This window comes from Chitinophaga fulva (assembly GCF_012927205.1).
Classification (GTDB): domain Bacteria; phylum Bacteroidota; class Bacteroidia; order Chitinophagales; family Chitinophagaceae; genus Chitinophaga; species Chitinophaga fulva.
On the sequence record NZ_JABBGC010000004.1, the window covers coordinates 208,792 to 230,713 of the forward strand.

A 21,922-nucleotide genomic window follows, 5' to 3' on the forward strand; every position below is an offset into this window, starting at 1 on the left:
CCAAAGCTCGAAGCTGAATAGTTTGTTGGATGTTGGTTGAGTGCTCGTTAGATGTTTATGTTAGATGTTTTTACGTTGGATGTTACCTCAAACAGTTGGATGTTACCTCTTTAACCTGGATGTTACCTCAATAAGTTGGATGTTCCCCGAGAGAGAATAAGTTGGATGTACCCCTTTTACCCCCCTGTCAGCCAGATGAAACTATCGTTACCCCCCATGTTGTGCATTTTGTGGCATCTCTGTTGCACTATCTACATCCCGGATGTTTCCGGGCAGGGAGTTGCCGGTTTTGTTGTAACGTTAAAGGATTCGCTGGCTGCCAATAAAGATAGCCGCTTTCTGTATAATAATATTCGGATTACTAATAAGTATCATCAGGCACAGTCCTTTCAGTTATCGGTGACGGTCCCGGACGGCTGGCGGTTGATGGCCCCTGCGAAGTCTTTGTCAAAGGTGCTGGATCCAGACCAGTCAGAGGTAGTGTCTGTGATATTGATGCGGCAACAGAATGCGCCGGCGCTCTGGAAGCCTGTACAAGTGCAGATCGATGCAAAAGCATATCGATTTTATATAAAAGCGGAACCGATCTGTGAGTTTTTAGTTACCCCCCTTACAAGTGTTATCCAATTAAAAGGTCAGGAGAAAGACTTTACAGTTATGCTCCGGGTTAGGAATACCGGCACTGTTCCCGGAGCTTACCTGGCCAATATCAGAAGCCGTAATCTGGATATTAACAGTACCGAGAAATTTTGGTTAAAGCCTGGCACAGATACGGTGTACTCCTTTTCCTATCATTTGAAGGATAAGGCGATGAATATGCTGAAAACGGAGAAGTTGCAAATAAACGTGGAAGATACCCTGGGCGTAAGTTATATGAACTACGCTACGCTCGAGCGGGTGCAGCATGAACGAAGGGAAAAAGAGTCACCCTATATTACCTTCCCGCTCTGGTTAGAAACAGGCGTCATGATATGGGGAAAGCAGGTTAGTTACTATGGTGGTATGCACGGTGAGATCCCCATTGGTGACAACAAGCTTTCCTTTTTTTACCGCACCAAACAATATGGCCTGGGTAATAACCTCGAACAAAACGTGATGGGGTTCAATTACCAGACAAAACGCTGGGATCTTTATGCAGGACACATGAGCGACATCAGGTACTTTTTTACATATGGTAATGGCGGTAAAATCACCTATCGGCCTAAACCCAATACAGAATTTACGATCAGCGGCACCAAACATAGTAATGCACTCACCTGGTTTACCAATGATAACATTACGATGACCGCCAAGTATCCGGTAGGAAAAGTCACCGTGCTGCAGGGAATTGCAGGAGATGTAGACCATATACAGCGGCGCCAGTCTTATCTTTTCAATAACGAAGTGCAGTTGTTCAATACCCCCAAAGTATTAGTAGCGGTAAATGCAGGGGTGGGCATGGATTTCTTCGCAGCGAAAATAGCAGGCTTTCCGGACAAACCAGGCATGGCATTGGGCTATAACTTTGCCTATCATGGAAAACGGATCGATTTCTCCAGTCTGGTGCAATACTACAGCGATCATTTCCCAGGCCTGAACAAAGGGCTGATGTATCACTTCCATGACTTTAGCTGGAGGTTTGGCACTAACGCGCTCGGGGCTTTTTACCAGTACAATCGCTCCGGTGTGAACACCCTCCGGGATACTATCTACAACACAGATGCCTTTAAGTTCAACATTGCCAAATACGGCCTCAAGTACAGCCATGGCTTTGTGAATGGTTCCTTCTCCCTCAGTGGCGGCATGATGAAACAAAGTATGGTCATTGGCAGCACCATGCCTGAATATATCTTCGGAGAGATGTATATAAAACAACAGGCAGGTAAAAAATTCAGTTTCTTCCTGAATTCTATTAACGGGTATAATGGTTCATACGGTGTCGATAAAAAAGCTGTTTTTCTCACTAATACGAACATGTCGCTGGCTTATAAGGTCTTTGGTGTAAAAGGTACCTTTATGCAACAACCCGTGTTTGACCAGACAGCAGAAAAGAATTTTCTGCGATATGTACAAACAATGCTGGCCGGCCCGTTTATGACGTTTACTTTGTTTAAACGGGTAAAGACGAATATCTATTACAATTTCTCCAAATCGTTGTATGATAATCTGATATATCATCAGGTGGGCGGCAATATTATGTACAGCAATGCGAAGAACGGACTGGACGTGAGCGCCTCTGCGATGATACCGTTGGAGAGTGGCAGCCTTACCCCGAATGGCCTGGGTGATAAGTATGTCAGCTTATCAATGACTAAAAAATTTAATGTACCAATAATTTTCAGGAAAAAATACTTCACACTGAACCTTTTACCATTTTTTGATGTTAATGGTAACGGAACCAGAGACGCCGGAGAGCAGCTTATCCCTAATCTGCAGATCAATATCAACAGTATTCCCTTTATCTCAGATGAAAGAGGCTCTATCTCCTATCGAAATGTCACACCAGGTAAATACCAATTGGATTTTGGCGGCGCAAACAACGTCAAAGGTGTAATACCTGCCTCCGGTTTAACACAAACGGTTCCAGTGAACAAAGATCTGACTATCTTCATTCCTTTTAAAAGGAGCCGGGTAATTACCGGGAAGATCTTGATCAGTTCTGACTCCCTAGCCAGGAGCAATTTCCCTCGCAGCAACATCAAAGTAATCGCAACAGACAGTACAGGCATGCTGTATAGCACCCTGACAGACGACATGGGTAGTTATTTTATGAACGTACCAGCCGGCAAGTATGCCGTTTCTCTAAATCCAGAGGCGTTCAGTGATAAGATAAAACCCAAGGTGATGTCCTATTCAGTGGACGTGGCTACCCGTCTGGAAGCAACAGCAGATTTTGAGATAGTAGACAAAAGCAGGGTAGTAAGATTCTTTAAGTCGAAAAAGTAAAGTGATAACCCCAAATGCTAAATACCATAATTATGAAAAATATGAGACTTATTTGTTTAAGTATGCACCCCAAATCGTGATAGCTTTATCCTGATGATAACCCCGAAAGAAAAACACCTCTCTTTCAAGAAAATTTAACCATATCCCGTTTGAATTGAAGAACCGTTCCCCCAAAAAGAGTTAGTATGTATGTCATTGTCATGTCCTAATTAATTGCTGAAAGATGAAAAAGGTAATGTTTATTGAAGAGGAGGCGGATTGTAAACACTCATTAACCCCGGCTATGCATTCTTTTAACCCTGTTACCACTGTAGACGAGCTGCTGAAAGCGCAGGTCGACGACGGCAACGTAATCAGTATTAAAAAGAAACGAATTATTTATGCAGAAGGGAAAACCGCGGCGTCCATTTTCTACATCCTCAAAGGAAAAGTAAAAACCAGTAAATGGAATGAAGAGGGAAAAGAGCTCATCACGGGCCTGTATCACGAAGGCGATTTTATCGGATTCAATGCCCTGCTGGACAGCGGCAGATACCGTGAAACAGCCGAAGTAATCGAAGATGCCGAGCTCATTATTATTTCCCGCACCGACCTGGAACTTCATTTCGAGTACAACAGCAGCTTTCTGCGAAAGTTCCTGGACATACTCGCCGGCAATATCGCGGAGAAACAGGAACAGATGCTCCGGATGGCCTACAGCCCTCTCCGAAAGAAAGTAGCGGAAGCACTGCTGATCACTTGTAAAAAATATAATCCTACCAATCAGGGCGAATTCAGTATGAATATCAGCCGCTGTAATCTGGCAGCGCTTGCTGGTGTGGCAAAAGAGTCCCTGATCAGAACACTCAGTGATCTGCGTGATGAAAAAATCATCCAGATAAAAGATGGAAAAATCATTATAACGGATATCAGAAAATTGGAACACCTGATTTATTGTTCAGACGGAAAACCGAATATATAATTCAATATCATCAAATTCTACCGTGCTATGAAACAGTTGATGCTATTATTATTCCTGTTGTTCAGCGTTCTATTTATAAAGGCCCAGGATACTACCGGTAAAAAAAGTATGATCGCAAGGCCTGCTATTGACACCAGTAAAACGCGAATGACGCCCGGGTCGCCATTCGCTATGAAGAACCCGGCGAAGCCCGCAGCGGACACCGGCAATAAAAGAGGGTTGACCATAAAACCGTCTACCATAGACTTTAAGCTGAATAACGGGCAAACCGGTGCTGCCCATGTATTTATTGTCAATCACCTGAACAAGAAGAAACAGTTTTCGCTGTATCTCATGGACTGGATCAGGGACTCGCTGGGCGTGCATGTTTACACCGCACCAGGCACCACCGAACGCTCTTGCGCCCGCTGGATAAAGCTGGAGAGAACATTTGTGGAAGTAGATACGGGACAGACCGTAGATCTTCCGATCAAAATGCAGGTGCCCGATTCAGCCGCCGCCACCGGTGAAATGAAATGGACCATGCTCTTCCTCGAAACGACGGAAGAACAGGTAGTGGAATCGCCCACCGGCCTGAAAACAAACGTGACAAATAAAGTCAGGGTAGGGGTACACCTTTATCAGACACCCCCATCCCTTACTTATAAAGATGTAAAGATACTCTCCTTTGACCACGCCGATACCAGTGCCCGGATATGTCACATCACGTGTCAGAATACCGGGACGGTGCAACTTGAATGCACCGGCTATCTGGAACTATCCAATATCGCCACAGGCGATAAAACGAAGATCGATGTACCCATGTTCCCGCTGTTCCCGGAACAGAGACGTGTGGTGGAATTTGTAATACCCGACAAAGTACCCAAAGGAAAATACTCACTCATAGGAGTGATCGACGCAGGAACAGACGTACCTATGGAAGCTGCACAGGAAATGATAGATATCTGAACTGTATCCACTTAGAATCTGATCCGGCACTATTCTTAGTGCCGGAAAATTTTTTTTAATTTTTTTTGAGAAAACTGTAACGAAAGTTTATCTGCTGCAACTAATACTGTAAATAAACTTTTAAACGATGAAACAGTTGCTCAAAAAACTCTCCTTCGCCATTGTCACTATATGTACCATTACTTCCGCTCCCTTTGCCGCCACACAGCCACAGCCCACACAGCCACAGCCCACAGAGAAAACAGTCCTGTGGAAAATATCCGGTAACGGGCTGGATAAGCCTTCTTACCTGTTTGGTACTTTCCATATGCTCTGTAAAGATGATTTCATCATCAGCGAAAAAGCAAAGAAAGCATTTGCCGGTACCAGCCAGCTGGTGATAGAAGCCAACATCTTTGATCCCGCAGAACTACAGGTGGCGCAAAAAGAGATCATGTCCGATGTCCCCCAAAGCCAGCGACTGTCCAAAGAAAAATATGCGCTGGTGGATTCCGTACTGCGCGCTAAAACGGGAGTGCCTTTCCAGCGTTTCGACAGCATTCGTCTGAGCGCGCTGGTGGCGGTATTGGTCCGCCTGGGCTTTACCTGCCCGCAGCCAGTCAGCCAGGAAGCAGCGCTCTATCAATATGCCCAGCAAAAACAAATGAAGTTCACCACGCTGGAAACAATGAAAGAACAAGTGGACTACATGAACAAAGGATTTTCCGATGCCTTCTTTTTTAAATTCCTACAAACCATCGACTCACTGAAACAATTAACCACACGGATGGTCAAGGCCTACAAAGCTGAAGACATCGATGTAATAATGCAGGAAATGAACGACGCCGACATGAGCTATTGGATGCTGACACGCCGCAATGCAGATTGGGCCGTTAAAATGCCCGCTATGATGCAGGCCAATAGCTGCTTCTTCGCTGTTGGGTCCGGCCACCTCGCCGGGGAAAATGGCATCATTCAACTGCTGAAAGCCAAAGGTTACACTGTTACTCCCGTTTTAAACTGATTTGATCACACCGCAAAAATTACACATATGCATCTCCAGTTGTCTACTCCCGCCACTAATCAACCTGTAAACAAGATCCGGAAAAACATGAGACAGGAAGGTATTCTCCAGATTATCAGCCTGATCTTCCTGGCAGCACTGCCCCGCTACTTTGTACTCAGCCCGCTGGTAATGGTCGGCTACTATTGCCTCTACGCCATATTGGTGTCTGTCTCCGGATATTATCTCTATAAATTCTACCAGTTCTATCAGCGCCTGTCTACCGCCAACCTGTCCACTAAAGAGCATCTGTATGGCGCCTATTATGAAATCAGGATACACCTGGAAATGTACCGTTCCTTTACCTACATCATACTGGTACTGATGCTTGGATTTGCTACGCTGTATGGTTTGGTGGATACCCCCCATATATTGAAAAGTATTCAGGACAAGTTGAATGTAAATGGTATCATAGTGCTGGCTGTTGCTTTGACTGGTGTTGTCACGTTGATAGGCATAGTCACCGAATGCACACTGGAATCCTACTATGGCAGATATGTGAAAGAAATCCGGCAACAGATCGCTGATCTGACTGCTGGTGAGTAACTACTGAAAAATGCCGGGAAAATGTTCCCGGCATTTTTATAAGCGGTTATTAAAATCCATGTCCCTTGTGTATTTTGTGAGCTTTGACCGTACTGTATGCATAAATTTATCTTGTTGATGCTGGCCAGTTTACCCGCCTACGTAACTGCCCAAAAGAGAGACTCAACCATTAAAGAACTGAAAGAAATCTCCATTGTGTCTAAAAAGAAAACGGTGGAATTCAAAGATGGCAAAGTAGTGTATAATGTCAGTAACAGTGTAAATGCCATGGGCAGTAATGCACTGGAACTGTTGAAACGCTCTCCCGGCGTGATGGTGGACCCCACCAACAATATTTCGCTGAATGGAAAATCGGGTGTTACCGTGTATATCGATGGTAAGCCCAGCTACATGCAGGGCGACGCATTGGCAGCATTGCTGAAATCATTGCAGTCCGCCAATATCCATAGTATAGAACTGCTGCCTAATCCATCGAGTAAATATGACGCGGCAGGCAGCGGTGGCATCATCAATATCCGCCTGAAGAAAAATACCGCTTCAGGGCTCAACGGGGATATCGCTGCTGGTATGCATTTCGGACAGACACCCAAAACAGAAGGAGCGCTGAACCTGAACTACCGTACCGGCAAGCTTAATCTGTATGGTAACTACAACCACTACTTCGGATATCATAACATGGAATATGATTTCTACCGTATACAGGAAGGAGAGATCATCGATAACCGTACCCGCGATGTGGATATGCGTAATCCTGTCAATTTCAAACTGGGAGCCGATTACAACATCAACAGCCGGCATACCGTTGGGGTGATGATGAATGCTAACCTGTACTTCGGGCCAGGGATGACCAACACCACCACCTACCTCGCAGATGCTGCCACAGGGCAATTGACATCTATGCTGAAGGCTACGAACGACTACTATTCGCAGAAACAAAACTGGAAAAACTACAACGTCAACTATCAATACAAGGATACCAGCGGGAGGTTATTTACCACGGACCTGGACTATGGCTATTACCGGGCCCGTATCAAAAATATCCTGTACAACCATTTCCTGAAAGCCGACAGTGTCACCGAAACCAGTCAATATACGCTGCGTACGTTTAATAACAGTGATATCAATATCTACGGTATCAAAGCTGACTATGAACAGCCGGTGCAGCGCGGCAAAATTTACGCAGGTATCAAAGGCAATGCAGTGGTGAGTGACAACTGGGTACAGATATTTGACGTGAGAGACAAAGCAGATTACCTGAACGAAAGAAAAAGCAATACTTTCCGCTACGATGAAAAAGTATATGCAGCATACGCCATGGCCGATCAACAGTGGGGGAAATGGAAGTTACAGGCAGGCCTGCGCATGGAGCAAACGGTGGCAGATGGCGTATTGCACGCCAAGAGCCAGGCCACCGCTAAAGATACCTCACAGCAGGTGAACAACCGTTACCTGGACTTTTTTCCGTCTATGCAGCTGTCCTTCCGCCCGTCGGACCTGCATCACTTTTCATTGTTGTACAACCGGAAGATAGACCGGCCTACCTATACAGACTTAAACCCGTTTTCCTACCAGCTGGATGAACTCTCCTCCTGGCAGGGGAATGCTTTCCTGCGGCCCCAGTATTCCAACAGCGTCACGGTGGGGTATAATGCCACCGGCATCCTGTCTGCCTCGCTGACGTATACCCATCGCCGTGATATGTTTGTGCCGGTGTCGGATAGTATCAGTGGCAACAAAATGGTGATGACGCCAAAGAATGTCGGATCACAACATCTGCTGGCGCTGAATCTGTCGTCCAGCGTATCGCCGCTGCCATGGTGGAACATCTCCGCCAACGTGAACGCGTTTTATAAGCAGAACCTCATCACCTTCGATGAACGCAGGCATGCCAAACTAAGCGTCAATACCGTACAACTTAATGTGCAGCAGGTCTTTGATCTTGATAAGAAAACACAGGCGGAGATCAGCGGCAATTATCAGTCGCCCGATATCTATGGTGGTTTCCAGCGAAGCAAACATAACTGGCAGCTGAATATCGGGGTACAACGTAAAGTCCTGAAAGACCAGGGCACTGTGCGGATCGGTATCAACGATCTCTTTCAAACGGCCCGCTGGTATGGCGTCCGGGATTTCGACGGACTGTACTACCGGAACAAAGGGTATGAAGACTCCCGTCAGTTGAGACTAGGCTTCAGCTACCGTTTTGGTAACGTAAAACTGGCCAGGGCACGGGAACGTAGCTCCGGACTGGAAAGTGAGTCCAGAAGGGTTAAATAATGCGGAGATGTCTTAATTTAGCAGTCTAAATAAAAAAGCATGAAATACCTGATGTTTGTTGCCGCCATTTTAGGATGTTTGCGCCTCTCCGCGCAGGATGGAGGACCGGAATGGAAGAACGCGAGTAAATCCAGCGAGGCCTATGCTGCTTACCGGGGCAAATTAACCGTACCTCCCTATGGACTGGCAAAAGTAAAAGCGCTGATCGACAAAACTCCCTATGCTGAGGATGACAGTTCGCCTCTGAGTAACAAAGATTATATGGGCCTGTCTTTACGGGAGAAGTTCACCTACCATATGATCCACGCTGAAATCAGTGCCCAGAACTGTGACGTACGTCCGCCCATTCAAGACGAAGAAAAAAAGATATTCGGTCAGATGGCAGATGGTTTCAACGAAAGCGTATGGAGCGACCGGCAGAGCAAATTCATGATCAGTAACCGTGATTCTGTAATGGCACTGATCAAAGAATCTACAGACCGCAGCAAAAGAATGGGGGCCAACTACAAAATGGCCATCGTAGAGATCAACGGGCGGGAGATGATCCCCTATATCATTGAGGTGTACAACAGGGACCAGAAAGACCGTGACCTGCTGACACTGCTGATGCTGTTGATGAAGAACAATGAATATAAGCCATTCATGGCTTCTCAGTCTTTCCGCAAGCTGTATGGCGAGAATGCCGACTATCAGTCCTATATCGACTTCAACAAGGGCAACGAAGACCTGATCATCAAAAGAGCCACCGATTATTATAATACCATCGGCAAATGAGCGGCTTTTTAACATATTGTCTGCAACGATTTACCCCGGTCCTGCTGTTGCTGGCCGGGGTAAATGCTGTTAATGGCCAGTCGCAGCGTCTGGTGCATGTACCAGCCGGCGACTATGCCCTCGGCAGAAAAGGTTATATCAACAATCCGCTGCGTACTGTGCACACCAATGGTTTCGACATCGCAGCGACAGAGCTGACCAACGCCGAATTTGAAAAGTTCGTGCAGGCGACCGGTTATGTCACCGATGCAGAACGAAACAAAAACGCGCTGGTATTCAGTCCGGGGCTGCGTGAATTCCGCTGGCTCGAAGACTCTACCGCCAGCTGGCGTTATCCCAACGGTATTACCCGTGGCGGCATCGAAAATAAAATGGACCATCCGGTAACGACCATCAGCTATCGTGATGCCATTGCTTATTGCGACTGGGCCGGCGTTAGACTGCCTACCCTCGATGAATGGGAAATAGCTTCCCGTGCCGGCGCTGCCACCACCTATTTCTGGGGCGATGATATGATGCCGCTTTCCACCTACGCCAATGTATGGCATGGCCGCGACCACCTTCAGGCCGACAGCACCGACGGATATATGTACACCGCACCAGTAGGTAGTTTTAAACCTAATGCATGGGGCCTGTACGATATGTATGGCAACGTCTTTGAATACTGCGAAGGCCGGCTGCCAACAGATAAGCCCGACAGCCGTTCCGTGCACGCCCGTGGCGGTTCCTGGTGGTGCAGCAAAAATTCCTGCGCCTTTTTTAATTCTGTGGATATTGGCAGGGTGAAAAGAGGAGCCTCGTTTAGTAACCTGGGGTTTAGGGTGGTGAAGAAATAACAGGGAGTAAATACTTTACGTTTTTTGTAAAGTATTTTGTATCTTCAATAATGGAAATTATTGAACTTGCTTCAGGAGAAAGAAAAAGTGTCATAATAACCGAAACGCTGAAAAGTGATCTCAAGAATTTGACAGAAGACAGATTCTTTTTTAACTGGCGGACGCTGGAAGGTAGTCCGGTTGTGTATAAGTTACAGCTAAAGGAGAAAAACGGAATTTTAGGAGTAATGGGGCTTATTCATTTTCCGGATGAAGCCAGGGTAGAAATAAAGTTAATCACTTCCTCTAAGGAGAATATTGGGAAAAAGAAAAAATATGAAGGAATTGTTGGCTGTTTGATAGGATATGCTTGTCAGTTAAGCTTAACAAAATATGGTGAAATGGCCTGCGTCTCTTTAGTGCCTAAAACAGAAATCAGACAACATTATATAGAAAAATACGGAATGGAAGATGCTGGTTGGCAGTTGTTTCTGGACGGATGGAGATTGTTGAATATTGTAAAAAAATATGTTTTATGTATGTGAAGAAAGGTTTTTCAAAGAAAAAACTGGAAGAGCTGGCAGAAGATGTGGTAATAACTGAAAAACTTTCACCTGCACAGGAGGCTGAGGCCAGGAAACAGCTTGCTGCCGCACGGAAGAAAACACAGGCTGGGATGACAGAGCAGGAGCGGTTGATTGCTAATTTGTTACAGTTAAAATTTCGTCTGGAAGAGTATATTAATAACAGAGAGTATGATGATCAGTTGACATTTGGTTATTTCCTGAAAGAATACCTACAGCTGATTCACAAGAAAAGAAACGAATTTGCTGCGGAAATTGATATTCATGAAACGCTGTTAAGCCAGTTGATTAATAATCACAGGGCTCCCAGCGAAAGTGTTATCATTCGCCTTGAGCTGCATTCCAATAATGCTATACCTGCAACCTACTGGTATCGGCTTGTTGAAAAACAGAAAGAACACTTTATTGGCACAAACAAGGATTTAAGAAAAGCTGAAAAGAAATTTGTGAAAAACCCCCTTCGGGTTTCTATTTGAACTTCTTTTACACCAACGGTAACAATCCTTCTCTTTTTCGTTGATACCTTTCTGTTATCAACAAACACACTGATGAAACATACTGTAGCTACCTTTGTGGCCTTGCTGTACAGCAGCCTGGCCCTCTCCACCTATGCGCAGACCAAGGCTGATTCCCTCGCTATCCGCCAGGCTGCACTGGATTATATCGAATCCCAACACCGGCCGGATACTGCTCAAATGTCCAGGTGCCTTCACCCGCGACTGGTAAAACGTACATTCTGGAAATATTCGAAACAGCCGTCACGGGAGTATCTGCGGGAATCCCATGCAGACGAGATGATCTTGCTGGCAGGTAATTACAATACGAAAGGAGACAAGTTCCTGGCTAATCCCAGAAAAGAGGTGGTATTGCTGGATGTGAGTACTCAAACGGCTTCTGTGAAGCTTTATGCCGATGAGTGGATCGATTATATGCACCTGGTGAAGCTCAATGATGAGTGGAAGATCGTTAATGTATTATGGCAGTTCAATAATCCGGAAAAGCACCGGTAAAAGATCATGATTCCTGTGGCGTACTGTTACAGTGATGATGCAGGTAGGCATTGCCCCATTCATTCATGGCTACAATAACGGGCCACAGGGATTCGCCCCAGCTGGTGAGGTAATATTCCACCCGGAGGGGTACTTCTGCATATACTTTTTTGTAGACGATATGACAGGCTTCCAGTTCCTTTAACTGTTGGCTTAATACCCGCAGGGAAGCGCCGGGAATGTTGCGGCAAAGCTCGCTGGGACGGCGTATGCCCAGATGAAGACAATCCAGTATGCAGGCTTTCCATTTGCCGCCAAGGGCTTTGATGGTGGTGGCTACGCCATAATCCAGTTCGGGTAACTTTTTGACATACATAAGGCACGGTTGCATTTGCTGCTCAAATATATCTATTTCGGGCCGGGCTGCCTATAATGATAAATTTGTCCATATGGATCAGTATTAGTAGGAAATGCCTTCCCGTTTGACAGTACTAAAAGCCGGGCTGTCTCATGTTACTGAGGCAGCCCGGTCTTTTTTAACGGGTATTCACCGTTACTTCTACGTTCATGCCTGGCCGTAGTAAATGCAGTGTCGTATCAGCTGTTTGTAGTTTTATTTTCACTGGAATGCGCTGCACTACTTTGACGAAATTGCCGGTGGCATTGTCCGGCGGCAACAATGCTACTTTAGCGCCTGTGGTAGCTGCGAAATTGTGGACCGTGCCGCTCAGTTCCATATCGGGGTAAGCATCTACCCGTATCTTTACCGGTTGCCCTGGGTGCATATGCGTTAACTGGGTCTCTTTAAAATTAGCGGTTACATACAAACTATTTTCGTCGACTACCGAAAAGAGCGTCTGTCCGGGTTGTACCAGTTGTCCGGGCTGTACCTTGCGTTTGGTCACAAGACCGGTGACCGGTGCAGCAATATGTGTATATGACAACATCAGCTGTGCGTAATCTATATCCACTGCTTCGCGGCTGACGGCAGTATGTGTTACCTGCAATTGTGAACGGTGGTTGCTGATCTGTTCAATGGCGGCGTTGTATTGGCCGCTGGCGGCGGCATAGGTAGCGGCGGCGGCATCACGGGTTGTTTTCGCCTGATCATATTGCTGTCGGGGTACGGCGCCTTTGGCTACCAATACGGTGTAACGGCTAAAGTCCTGTTCTGCCTGCCATAATTTTGCTTTGGCGGCTTCCACCTCCGCTTTATAACCTGATGATGCGGCCTCGGAGGTAGCGACCTGCGTGGTGGCAACATCAATGCGGGAATTGGCCAGTTTGTGCGCCGCCATTGCCTGTTCCAGTTTCAGGTGATATTCCCTGTCCTCCAGTTTGATGAGCAACTGGTCTTTTATCACTCGTTGGTTGTCTTCAAAATAAATAGAGTCGATATAACCACCGGCCCTGGATACAACTACGCTCAGGTCTCCATCGATCTGTGCATCGTCTGTTTCCTCGTGTGTGCGATAGAATTGGTACCTGTTTATGCCGATGATGATACCGGCGGCTGCTACTGCCAGTAACACTACCGGTAACAGCATTTTTCTCTTTTTCCTGTTTTCTTCCATGTGATATACTATTTAATAGGATGTTGTGATACTGCCGGTCGCCTTTAGTAACCGGAACCATGCGAGACTGGCATCGGAGCGCGCTATGGCTATATTGGCCATGGCCTGGTACAGACGGCTGTTGGCGTCTATCATATCGGTGACAGAGGTGGTGTTATACTGATAGCGTTCCGTTTGTATACGGTTGTTTTCGGAGGCCTGGTCAATGGCGGTCTGCAATAGCTGTACCGTCTGAAGTGCCTGCCGGTAATGCTGGTAACAGGCATTTACTTCCTGCCGGATGCGCTCTTGCAGCCTGTCACGGTACATACTTCGCTGCGCCAACAGCTGGCACGTAATGAGATGATGCTTAACACCGGCTTGCTGCATGTGACGCCGCAAATGCTCTCCGTACTCACCGATATGATTACCTCCCGGCGTACCGGCTATTACGGTAAAATGTTGATGGAGGCCCGGGTACTGGAGCTGTTTATGTTGCAAACAGAGGCGCTGCAGGAAAAATTCCCGGGAAAAGCCTGTGGATACTTATTGGAAAGTGCCGGGGATATAGAGAAGCTCTATTTTATTAAGGAACTTATAGATAAAGATCCGGAAATGGACCATTCACTCAAAAAATTGAGCCGTCAGGCGGGGTTGAATATCTTCAAACTAAAAAATGGTTTTAAGAGCGTGTTTGGAGACACTGTATTCGGTTATATTCATCACCTCCGGATGGAGAAAGCACGGAAATTACTACTGGAAGGGGAACAGGTTAGCACGGTAGCCTACCTGCTGGGGTATACCACTCCCAATAATTTCAGTACTGCTTTCCGGAAAAGGTTTGGGATATCTCCCGGTAAGTTCAAACGGTAACATTTTCATTAGTTGTTCCGTTTTATAATCAAATATTTTCATTCATTTAAAAACCCAAAGTATGAATCTGTCAAAATCATTGCTGGGAGCTATCCTGGCAGGTATTACGATACAAGCCGCCCCATCGTGTAATGAACCCAAAGCCCCTGCTGTAAAAGAAGAGAAAAAAGCAGTTAAAAAAGATACGGTGACGGAGAGGAAAGACACCTCAAAGCCACAGACCGCGGGGGATGGCTGCCCGGCTTGTGGGATGGGCTGATTAAAAACGTGAATCGTGTCGCAAATATTTTCAACAGTTGCCTGTAATCTGGACAACAACATCCTGGCCGCCTGCCTGCCCCTTATGGAGGAGGCCAGGGTTGAAGCTATTGAATGGTCTTTCGACGCATTATATGCGGTGGAGGAGGTACCTGCCTGGTTCGGGGAATTATTGAGCGTTTTCAGTAATGAAAACAGGCTTATTGGTCATGGTGTTTTTTTCTCCCTTTTTTCGGGGAGATGGCTTCCGGAACAACAACAATGGCTGAACGATCTGAAGGCCGTCAGCCGTCGTTACCAGTTCGATCATGTAACGGAACATTTCGGCTTTATGACTGGCCGGGACTTCCATCATGGTGCACCATTAAATATCCCTTATACGCCGGTCACCCTGGAGATAGGCCGTGATCGGCTGAAGCGCATGCAGGATGCCTGCAGTTGCCCGGTAGGCCTGGAAAACCTGGCTTTCTCTTATTCGCTGGAAGAAGTAAAAAAGCATGGCGATTTCCTCAACGAGTTACTGGAACCGGTCAACGGTTTTATGATCCTCGATCTGCACAATCTTTATTGTCAGGCGCATAATTTTAATCTCACTTTTGAAGCGCTGAACAGCTTGTATCCGTTGCATCGTGTCAGGGAGATACATATTTCCGGTGGCAGCTGGGAAGTGTCCGGCGCTACGCCGGGAAAGACCGTTCGCCGTGATACGCACGATGATGCCGTACCCGAAGAAGTGTTCGCCTACCTCGATAAAGCGATCGACTTTTGTCCTTCGCTGAAATACGTTGTGCTGGAACAGCTGGGCTCCGGACTGGATTGCGACAGCAGCCGTGCAGCCTTCGGCCACGATTTCCTCCGGATGGACGAACTCATTAAATACAAAAACAAAACGGCGGCCCCGCTGAATAATTTCCTGCCGGAAGCCCTGCAAATACCAGCCCAGGCACGGGAAGACGAATCGTTGTACCAGCAGCAGCTGGAGCTGTCGCAAATACTGGAAACGGCTACCTCTTTTGATGCGCTCATGAAAGCTTTACAGGCATCGTCGCTGGCACATTCCGCCTGGCAGATTGAAAGCTGGGACCCTGCCATGATTGAGACAGCGGCGAAGATTGCACAGAAGTGGAGACGGAAAGACCCTATTTTTTAACATAATTTACCTAAACAGCTGGTTAGATATCTCACACAATTTTATGTGTGTGACGGGCGGAGACAATTAAAAATTGAAGGGATCAAATAATTACTTTCCTCTCCATTATAACAGGCGACTGATATAATCTCTTTTCTTCTCCCTGTTCAAGGGAAACCAGCTTCCCGTCCTCGAAATGCAGGATGTTGTTGATTTCAAACCAATAGTCCTTGTAAATAGTTTCCTTGTAATAAAAATCTTCATACAATACTTCCCCGATTTTGGTGAAACTTTTTTTGAAAGGTTTTCCAAACCGGGCAATGACGGCCTGTTTACCGATTCCCGGCTTTAACTCGGCGGAGGTAAAGCGGCTGCTGGTCAGGGTGGTGGCACAGCTACAAAGCGTGAGGGCTGTTATTAGCATAAGCATGATTTTCATAACACTGGTATTGGGTGATGGATGAATGTAAGAAATAACCGTACCACAATTATCTTTATGTTCCCAATGACAGATATATGAATACAAACAACGTGAAATGCGTCATATTTGATTGTGATGGTGTACTGGTAGACAGCGAAATTATTGGTATCCGGGTATTACTGGGACTGGCAGCGGAATACGGTGTGAGCATGGAAGAACAAGAAGCCGTGCGTGTGATGAGTGGCCGGAACCTCGTGGAGGCTGTGGCTATTTTGCAGGCGCTGACAGACCGCCCCTTTGCGGATAATTTTATCGAGCAATACCGCACCCGCTCTTATGCACTGTTTGAGAAAGAAGTAAAGCCGGTGGATGGTATCCGGGAAGTGCTGGAACAACTCACACTGCCTTTCTGTGTGGCGTCCAGCGGACCGGTGAAGAAGATAGAGCTGAATTTACGGTTGACAGGCCTGTTGCCTTTTTTTGAAGGGAGGATATTCAGTGCCTATACCATCAACAGCTGGAAGCCTGACCCGGGTATTTTCCTGCATGCTGCGGCCACGATGGGATTTGATCCTGCGGAATGTGTGGTGGTGGAAGACAGCCTGGCAGGCATACAAGCTGCCAGGGCCGGCGGGTTCCGGGCTTTGGGATATGCCAGCGATCATAGCGCTGCTTACCTGGAGGCCGCTGGCGCGGAGGTATTTTATTCGATGAAAGACCTGCCTCGTTTCCTGTAAATAATCTCTTTACATGCAAGGCCTCCTGCTTCCGTTAAACGAAGCAGGAGGCCTTTGTAATTCACTGCTCTCTTAATAACCCGGGTTCTGTTTGATATTTGGATTAGCGCCGGTTTCCACTTCAGGAATAGGTTGCAGTCTTCTGAAGTCGGTGGTTTTTACAGTCGGATAACTGGTATAGCCTTTTACGCCCATATTCTGGCGATTGATGTCTGCGTTGGTCCGGGTGAGGTCAAAGAAACGGAGCCCTTCAAAGGCCAGTTCCTTGCGTCTCTCACGGATGATGGCATCTGTTAGCGCGGTGCCGCTATAGGTATAGGCTGTCAGCGCGGCGTCGCGGTTTTGTGCCACTTTGTTCAGGTAAAGCAGCGCATTGGCTTCGTCGCCCAGTCTGGCGTAGGATTCGGCCAGTGTCAGCAGCACTTCTGCATAACGTAACAGCTTCACTTCATCTTTATCTGTTTTATTGGCATTCTGGTATTTGTTGACGATATATGCCTGATAGCCGCCACGGAGGCTGTCGATGATCAGTGTCCGGCGTTTATCCGTTGCCGTATACAGCGCATAGGTATCATCGGTGGCGAGCAGGTCACCGAGGCCGTTGCGGGAGTACATGTAGTCCATTCCTTCGGGGCCGTTGTTGGCGGCGGCGGAGTTGTTCAGCTCAAAAATAGTTTCCAGCTTATCGGTACGTGCTGCGGATGATGCCCAATAGGCATTGAAGCTGTTGGCATCGGCGGCCAGCGTATAGCCGCCGTTTTTCACGACCAGCAGCGCTGCATCACGGGCTTTGTCGTAATCGGCTTTGTACAGGTAAGCACGTGCCTGTAACGCCTTTACGGCCTGTTTGGCGATGAAATTGGAGCTGGTGGTATGGATGGAAGGAGTGGCATCGGGCATGATCTTATAGGCGCTGTCCAGATCGCTGATGATCTGATCGTACACTTCGGCGACGGTATTGCGTGCCGGCTTAATGAAAGCACCGCCTACATCGGTGGATAGCGTGACCAACGGTACGCCGTCTGAGGTGGGCTTTACGGTGTAGGGAGTGGCAAACCAGTTGACAAGGTTCAGGTAGCACAACGCCCGAATGGTATAAGCTTCGCCTTTCAGCTGATTAACATTGTTATTCACATTGATGCGGGCGCCGATGATACGGTTGGCCTGCAGGATGCTGTAGTAGCTCTGGGACCACAGTAGCCTGGCGTCCGGGCTGGATACAATAAAGGTATAACTGTACTGCGTCAGCAGGCGGCTGGAATTAGTACTGCTGAGATACACGTTGTCTGCCAGCAGATCGCCGAATACAACGGCATTGCGGCCGAAGAGAAAGTAGTTGTCCAGGTTTCTGTATAAACCGGCCAGCGATTCCATCATGTCGGTATCGGTCAGGATGCCTTTCTCCACGGAAACGGACGTGGGTGGCTGCTCGTCCAGGAACTGTTTGCCACAGGCGCTTATCAGGGTGGTGGCGGCCATCAGGAGCGGCAGCCATATGTATTTGTTGTTCTTCTTCATGATCAATGGTTTAAAATCCTACGTTAATCCCGAAAGTGAAAGTTTTGTATTTCAGCATGTTCTGATAGTCGAAGCCGGAATAGCTGACTTCGGGATCAAAAGGCAGACGGTCATCGAAAGTTTTGGTCCATAGGTTAGTGCCTCTGCCATACACATACAGCTTGTTGACGCCTAATCGTTTTGCCAGCGCCATGTGGCTGAAATCATAACCGATGCTGATGTTCTGCAACCGGATATGGTCGCCACGGTACAGGCGGTAGGTGCTCACGGAATTGTCTGTTGTGGTGCTGAATTTAGGCACGTCGGTCTGTTGACCAGGTGTAGTCCAACGTCTGTCGTAGATAAACTGGTATTTGTTGTAGGTGTAATAAGCGCCGGAGGTGAAGTAAATGTCGGATGCGCCGTATACCCAGTAGCCGAGGTTATAGTTGAAATCTACACCCAGACTGATGCCTTTGTAAGTAAATACGTTACTGAAGCCTCCCATGTATTTGGGGACGGATTGTTTGTTGAGCACTATATATGTTGCCTTGGAGATATCAGTGGTGGTGGCGGAATGCCCGCCATCTGTATAATACAGCGGACTGCCTGTCTGCGGGTCTACACCGGCGAATTCTTTCAGATAATAGTTGTTGAAACTGTATCCTTCTTTGAGGTAGAACATGTCGTTACGCTCCAGGGTTCCCTGTGGCAGGCGGGTGATCTCATTTTTGTTGAGGGCAAGATTGAAATTGCCGTTCCAGTTGAAATCTTTGCACTTCAGTATGTCCCCTTTGATGGTGAATTCCCAGCCTTTGTTGACCATAGAGCCTACGTTCTGGCTTACTGCGCCGAAGCCGGTGGTCAGGGAGGTGTTGACTGCGCGGATAAGGCCATCGATGTTATTGTAATAGTAATCGACGGTCAGTATAAAGCGATCGTTCCGAAAACCGATGTCGGCGCCGGCATCGAATTTTTTGGAGGTTTCCCAGCGCAGATCGGTGTTGCCGATGATGGAATACTGGCTGCCATTATAACCGGCATAGCTATACGAACTGCTGTAGTTGGCCTGTGGCATCCAGTCGTAGTTACCAAGATTGGCGTTGCCGGTGGTGCCATAGGAGGAGCGGATTTTCAGTGATGACAGTATCCGTTGTTGCTGGAAGAAATCCTCTTCGTGTACGTTCCAGGTGCCGCCGATGGAATAGAAGCCGGCGTTGCGGTTATTGGGCGGGAACCGGGAAGAGCCGTCCCTTCTGTAAGAACCGTTGAGTGCATATTTATTGCGGTAGTTGATGCTCGCACTGGAGTATAAAGACGTAAAGGCATAGTTGCTGAACTGGCCATAGGCGCCTACTGGCGTAGCGGCGTTGCTTAGCGCGGTAAGGTCTTCATGCGCGGAAGGGAATCCGCTGCCCACGGCGGCCAGCAGGTATTTTTTAGATTTCTGTGCTTCATAACCTACGGAGGCGGTTACATAGAAATTATCATATCCGGGAATATCATAACGATAATCCAGCTGGTTACGGGTAAGCCAGTTGGTATAACGGGAATAATAGTTTTTGCTGGTGCCGCCGGCAGATACGCCGTCACCCATTATCGGATTCAGGAAGATGGTTTCTTCCAGCGTGTTGTAATCGATGCTGAAATAGCTGGTGTAAACGAGCTTGTCCCAGATATTCCATTTGAGTTTGGCATTACCGAGCATCCTTGTTTCAGACAGGCGTTTGCTATCGTTTTTAGCGATCCATAAAGGATTGTAGATGCCAGGAAAATTGGTGTTGCCGGCGATGCTGGTGTTGATGGAGCCGTCGTCGTTGTAGGCCAGCTGGTAGGGGCGCAGTGCCCGTGCTGCCCAGGTGGGGTTGCCGGAGTACTGGGTGCTGTAAGGTGTGTTCTGGTCCACATTGGATATGTTGACGCCAGCAGACAACAGGAAACGTTTATTGATCTGATGATCAAAGTTGATCAGGCCGGACACACGTTTGAAGTCGGCCCCGATAGTAGTGGCCTGTTGATTGAAATAACCGGCGGAGGCGAACAGTTTTGTTTTTTCGGTGCCGCTGTTGAGGCTTACGTTGTATTGCTGTTGGCTTCCGGTGCGGGTAACGAGGTCGTTCCAGTCGTTGCTTTTGCCGCTGTTCAGGCCATATTTATCGGCGAGGTCATTGGTTTGTGCGTCGGTGTAGCCGGAATTGCGAAGGCCTTCGCGGAACAGTTCAGCGTATTGTGCAGCGTTCAGCGGTCTGCCGGCATGGGGGAGAGGGATCTGGCTGGCTACGCCGCCTTCGGCATCTGCCCTGACCTGTGTTTTCCCCATCTTGCCTCTTTTAGTGGTGATGACGATAACGCCGGTGCTGCCGCGGGAGCCGTACAGCGCTGTAGCGGCGGCATCTTTCAATACGTCAATGCTTTCGATATCGTTCTGGTTGATACCGGCGAGTGCATTGGAAGTAGTAACGGCGCCGGAGAGCTGGCCGGAGTTGACGATCATGCCATCTACCACGATCAGCGGATCAGAGGAGAGGGAGAGTGAGCCTACGCCTCTGATGCGGATATTGACATTGGCGCCGGGCTGACCGCTGGTCAGTGGTGCTGAGAGGCCTGCTATTTTGCCCTGCATGCTCTGCATGACGGTGGAGAATGGTTTGTTTTCCAGTGCTGAACCGCTGATGGTGCCGATGGCACTGGTGTTGGCCGCGCGTGTGGTGACGCGATAGCCGTCAGTGACCACTACTTCGTCGAGCTGCCGGATGCCGGGCCGCAGGCGGACATATAGCGGCTGGCTGCCTACTTTTATTTCCTGTGGCAGATAACCCATCATACTGAAGAGGATGGTGGCGCCTGTGGGTACCTGTTTTAGTACGAAGTGACCCGTCGCGTCGGTGGTGGTGGCTTGCGAGGAGCCGTTTACTTTTACCAGTACGCCTGGCATGGGGGCGCCGGTGCTGTCGGTAACGGTGCCGGTTACACGTAAGGTGTCGGTGGCCGCCAGCGTTCGTGAATGGCATAGGAGTAGTAGGAACAGGGAGAGCGCAGCCGTGAGTGACAATCTCAGGATACCAGGCCTGATCGTGTCAGTATTGTTCCTGGTATGGATGTTGAAAACCATATTTTTAAATTACAGGTTAAAAAATCCCGCAGGCCGGTAATGGCTGGCGTTGATGTTGGTTGCTTAGGTCAGTTGTTATCAGTATACCGCTCTCTGTTCAGTTGATCACATACAAATCCTGTATCAGCCTTCGGCTGATGAATGCGTAAAATGGTATGACTGATAGATTGATGTAATTCAATCGGCAGCCGGGAGGATGCCGGTTTGATTGGTTGATATTTGTTTGTGGTCCGGATAACCAATGGTTAACCGGCGTATTAATTTATTTGTATACGAATATACATTTATTTTGTAAACAAAAAATTATTTTATCCAAAAGCGTCGGCTGGTGAGTAGATGATCGCTAATACAATGCCATAGCGTTGTAAGGTAAATAATACACTTATCCTTTGGGCTTGATAAGATAGTTTTGTTTACCGGATTTATATTGTTTTGTATACAAAATGTCTCTATCATTGTAACGGCTTCATTATCTGTGAAT

At 47.6% G+C, this 21,922-nt stretch carries 21 protein-coding genes; 15 read left to right on the top strand and 6 right to left on the bottom strand.

The window, feature by feature from the left end:
* Window positions 1–216: 216 nt before the first annotated feature.
* From HHL17_RS29160 to HHL17_RS29210, 11 genes are all read left to right on the top strand, one after another.
* The gene (locus HHL17_RS29160) at window positions 217–2,925 is read left to right on the top strand and encodes a hypothetical protein (protein ID WP_169228386.1); all 2,709 of its coding nucleotides are present in this window, start codon (window positions 217–219) and stop codon (window positions 2,923–2,925) included.
* A 283-nt stretch (window positions 2,926–3,208) separates the two neighbouring features.
* Window positions 3,209–3,886, top strand: coding sequence for a Crp/Fnr family transcriptional regulator (locus HHL17_RS29165; protein WP_169228387.1), 678 nt, complete (start codon window positions 3,209–3,211; stop codon window positions 3,884–3,886).
* 27 nt (window positions 3,887–3,913) lie between these two features.
* The gene (locus tag HHL17_RS29170; RefSeq protein ID WP_169228388.1) at window positions 3,914–4,834 is read left to right on the top strand and encodes a hypothetical protein; all 921 of its coding nucleotides are present in this window, start codon (window positions 3,914–3,916) and stop codon (window positions 4,832–4,834) included.
* Window positions 4,835–4,961: 127 nt separating this feature from the next.
* Window positions 4,962–5,837 (top strand): TraB/GumN family protein, encoded by an 876-nt coding sequence (locus HHL17_RS29175; protein ID WP_169228389.1) that lies wholly within the window; start codon window positions 4,962–4,964, stop codon window positions 5,835–5,837.
* 27 nt (window positions 5,838–5,864) lie between these two features.
* On the top strand, window positions 5,865–6,422 hold the full coding sequence (locus HHL17_RS29180) for a hypothetical protein (RefSeq protein ID WP_169228390.1): 558 nt from the start codon (window positions 5,865–5,867) through the stop codon (window positions 6,420–6,422).
* 96 nt (window positions 6,423–6,518) lie between these two features.
* Window positions 6,519–8,699: an outer membrane beta-barrel family protein gene (locus HHL17_RS29185; RefSeq protein ID WP_169228391.1), complete on the top strand. Its 2,181-nt coding sequence runs from the start codon at window positions 6,519–6,521 to the stop codon at window positions 8,697–8,699.
* A 39-nt stretch (window positions 8,700–8,738) separates the two neighbouring features.
* A complete protein-coding gene (locus HHL17_RS29190; RefSeq protein ID WP_169228392.1) occupies window positions 8,739–9,473 on the top strand; it encodes a hypothetical protein in 735 nt (244 codons plus the stop codon).
* On the top strand, window positions 9,470–10,309 hold the full coding sequence (locus HHL17_RS29195; RefSeq protein ID WP_169228393.1) for an SUMF1/EgtB/PvdO family nonheme iron enzyme: 840 nt from the start codon (window positions 9,470–9,472) through the stop codon (window positions 10,307–10,309). Before HHL17_RS29190 ends, HHL17_RS29195 begins: the two co-directional genes overlap by 4 nt.
* Window positions 10,310–10,359: 50 nt before the next feature.
* Window positions 10,360–10,833 (top strand): N-acetyltransferase, encoded by a 474-nt coding sequence (locus HHL17_RS29200; RefSeq protein ID WP_169228394.1) that lies wholly within the window; start codon window positions 10,360–10,362, stop codon window positions 10,831–10,833.
* Entirely contained in the window at window positions 10,824–11,348 is a 525-nt protein-coding gene (locus HHL17_RS29205) for a helix-turn-helix domain-containing protein (RefSeq protein ID WP_169228395.1), read from the top strand. The genes HHL17_RS29200 and HHL17_RS29205 overlap by 10 nt, the downstream gene beginning before the upstream one ends.
* A 72-nt stretch (window positions 11,349–11,420) precedes the next feature.
* The gene (locus HHL17_RS29210) at window positions 11,421–11,882 is read left to right on the top strand and encodes a nuclear transport factor 2 family protein (RefSeq protein WP_169228396.1); all 462 of its coding nucleotides are present in this window, start codon (window positions 11,421–11,423) and stop codon (window positions 11,880–11,882) included.
* A gap of 4 nt (window positions 11,883–11,886) precedes the next feature.
* Here HHL17_RS29210 and HHL17_RS29215 read toward each other — a convergent pair whose 3' ends face one another.
* The 3 genes from HHL17_RS29215 to HHL17_RS29225 all read right to left on the bottom strand — a co-directional run bounded on the left by HHL17_RS29215 (window position 11,887) and on the right by HHL17_RS29225 (window position 13,759).
* Window positions 11,887–12,237 (bottom strand): winged helix-turn-helix transcriptional regulator, encoded by a 351-nt coding sequence (locus HHL17_RS29215; RefSeq protein ID WP_169228397.1) that lies wholly within the window; start codon window positions 12,235–12,237, stop codon window positions 11,887–11,889.
* Between the two features lie 160 nt (window positions 12,238–12,397).
* Window positions 12,398–13,435 carry an HlyD family secretion protein gene (locus HHL17_RS29220; protein ID WP_169228398.1) on the bottom strand — a complete coding sequence of 346 codons (1,038 nt, stop codon included), beginning with the start codon at window positions 13,433–13,435 and terminating at the stop codon, window positions 12,398–12,400.
* 12 nt (window positions 13,436–13,447) lie between these two features.
* Window positions 13,448–13,759: a TolC family protein gene (locus HHL17_RS29225; protein ID WP_169228399.1), complete on the bottom strand. Its 312-nt coding sequence runs from the start codon at window positions 13,757–13,759 to the stop codon at window positions 13,448–13,450.
* 18 nt (window positions 13,760–13,777) lie between these two features.
* On the opposite strand from HHL17_RS29225, the gene HHL17_RS29230 reads away from it, so the two are divergent.
* The 3 genes from HHL17_RS29230 (at window position 13,778) to HHL17_RS29240 (ending at window position 15,695) form a co-directional block, all read left to right on the top strand.
* Window positions 13,778–14,287: a helix-turn-helix domain-containing protein gene (locus HHL17_RS29230; protein WP_169228400.1), complete on the top strand. Its 510-nt coding sequence runs from the start codon at window positions 13,778–13,780 to the stop codon at window positions 14,285–14,287.
* Window positions 14,288–14,348: 61 nt separating this feature from the next.
* A complete protein-coding gene (locus HHL17_RS29235; protein WP_169228401.1) occupies window positions 14,349–14,546 on the top strand; it encodes a chryseobasin-related MNIO class RiPP peptide in 198 nt (65 codons plus the stop codon).
* A gap of 15 nt (window positions 14,547–14,561) precedes the next feature.
* Window positions 14,562–15,695, top strand: a complete 1,134-nt coding sequence (locus HHL17_RS29240) for a multinuclear nonheme iron-dependent oxidase (protein ID WP_317166632.1) — start codon at window positions 14,562–14,564, stop codon at window positions 15,693–15,695.
* 82 nt (window positions 15,696–15,777) lie between these two features.
* On the opposite strand, the gene HHL17_RS29245 is transcribed toward HHL17_RS29240, so the two are convergent.
* Window positions 15,778–16,113: a hypothetical protein gene (locus HHL17_RS29245; protein WP_169228402.1), complete on the bottom strand. Its 336-nt coding sequence runs from the start codon at window positions 16,111–16,113 to the stop codon at window positions 15,778–15,780.
* Between the two features lie 77 nt (window positions 16,114–16,190).
* Here HHL17_RS29245 and HHL17_RS29250 point away from each other — a divergent pair, with 77 nt between their 5' ends.
* On the top strand, window positions 16,191–16,832 hold the full coding sequence (locus tag HHL17_RS29250; protein ID WP_169228403.1) for an HAD family hydrolase: 642 nt from the start codon (window positions 16,191–16,193) through the stop codon (window positions 16,830–16,832).
* A gap of 72 nt (window positions 16,833–16,904) precedes the next feature.
* Here HHL17_RS29250 and HHL17_RS29255 read toward each other — a convergent pair whose 3' ends face one another.
* A complete protein-coding gene (locus HHL17_RS29255; protein WP_169228404.1) occupies window positions 16,905–18,350 on the bottom strand; it encodes a RagB/SusD family nutrient uptake outer membrane protein in 1,446 nt (481 codons plus the stop codon).
* A gap of 10 nt (window positions 18,351–18,360) precedes the next feature.
* The gene (locus HHL17_RS29260) at window positions 18,361–21,441 is read right to left on the bottom strand and encodes a SusC/RagA family TonB-linked outer membrane protein (protein WP_169228405.1); all 3,081 of its coding nucleotides are present in this window, start codon (window positions 21,439–21,441) and stop codon (window positions 18,361–18,363) included.
* Window positions 21,442–21,922 lie beyond the last annotated feature (481 nt).

Excerpts from the sequence above, each read along its gene's own strand:
- HHL17_RS29160 (WP_169228386.1), top strand. The coding sequence starts at position 217 with ATGTTGTGCATTTTGTGGCATCTCTGTTGCACTATCTACATCCCGGAT.
- HHL17_RS29165 (WP_169228387.1), top strand. The coding sequence starts at position 3,209 with ATGCATTCTTTTAACCCTGTTACCACTGTAGACGAGCTGCTGAAAGCG.
- HHL17_RS29170 (WP_169228388.1), top strand. The coding sequence starts at position 3,914 with ATGAAACAGTTGATGCTATTATTATTCCTGTTGTTCAGCGTTCTATTT.
- HHL17_RS29175 (WP_169228389.1), top strand. The coding sequence starts at position 4,962 with ATGAAACAGTTGCTCAAAAAACTCTCCTTCGCCATTGTCACTATATGT.
- HHL17_RS29180 (WP_169228390.1), top strand. The coding sequence starts at position 5,865 with ATGCATCTCCAGTTGTCTACTCCCGCCACTAATCAACCTGTAAACAAG.
- HHL17_RS29185 (WP_169228391.1), top strand. The coding sequence starts at position 6,519 with ATGCATAAATTTATCTTGTTGATGCTGGCCAGTTTACCCGCCTACGTA.
- HHL17_RS29190 (WP_169228392.1), top strand. The coding sequence starts at position 8,739 with ATGAAATACCTGATGTTTGTTGCCGCCATTTTAGGATGTTTGCGCCTC.
- HHL17_RS29195 (WP_169228393.1), top strand. The coding sequence starts at position 9,470 with ATGAGCGGCTTTTTAACATATTGTCTGCAACGATTTACCCCGGTCCTG.
- HHL17_RS29200 (WP_169228394.1), top strand. The coding sequence starts at position 10,360 with ATGGAAATTATTGAACTTGCTTCAGGAGAAAGAAAAAGTGTCATAATA.
- HHL17_RS29205 (WP_169228395.1), top strand. The coding sequence starts at position 10,824 with ATGTATGTGAAGAAAGGTTTTTCAAAGAAAAAACTGGAAGAGCTGGCA.
- HHL17_RS29210 (WP_169228396.1), top strand. The coding sequence starts at position 11,421 with ATGAAACATACTGTAGCTACCTTTGTGGCCTTGCTGTACAGCAGCCTG.
- HHL17_RS29215 (WP_169228397.1), bottom strand. The coding sequence starts at position 12,237 with ATGTATGTCAAAAAGTTACCCGAACTGGATTATGGCGTAGCCACCACC.
- HHL17_RS29220 (WP_169228398.1), bottom strand. The coding sequence starts at position 13,435 with ATGGAAGAAAACAGGAAAAAGAGAAAAATGCTGTTACCGGTAGTGTTA.
- HHL17_RS29230 (WP_169228400.1), top strand. The coding sequence starts at position 13,778 with ATGATGCTTAACACCGGCTTGCTGCATGTGACGCCGCAAATGCTCTCC.
- HHL17_RS29235 (WP_169228401.1), top strand. The coding sequence starts at position 14,349 with ATGAATCTGTCAAAATCATTGCTGGGAGCTATCCTGGCAGGTATTACG.
- HHL17_RS29245 (WP_169228402.1), bottom strand. The coding sequence starts at position 16,113 with ATGAAAATCATGCTTATGCTAATAACAGCCCTCACGCTTTGTAGCTGT.
- HHL17_RS29250 (WP_169228403.1), top strand. The coding sequence starts at position 16,191 with ATGAATACAAACAACGTGAAATGCGTCATATTTGATTGTGATGGTGTA.
- HHL17_RS29255 (WP_169228404.1), bottom strand. The coding sequence starts at position 18,350 with ATGAAGAAGAACAACAAATACATATGGCTGCCGCTCCTGATGGCCGCC.
- HHL17_RS29260 (WP_169228405.1), bottom strand. The coding sequence starts at position 21,441 with ATGGTTTTCAACATCCATACCAGGAACAATACTGACACGATCAGGCCT.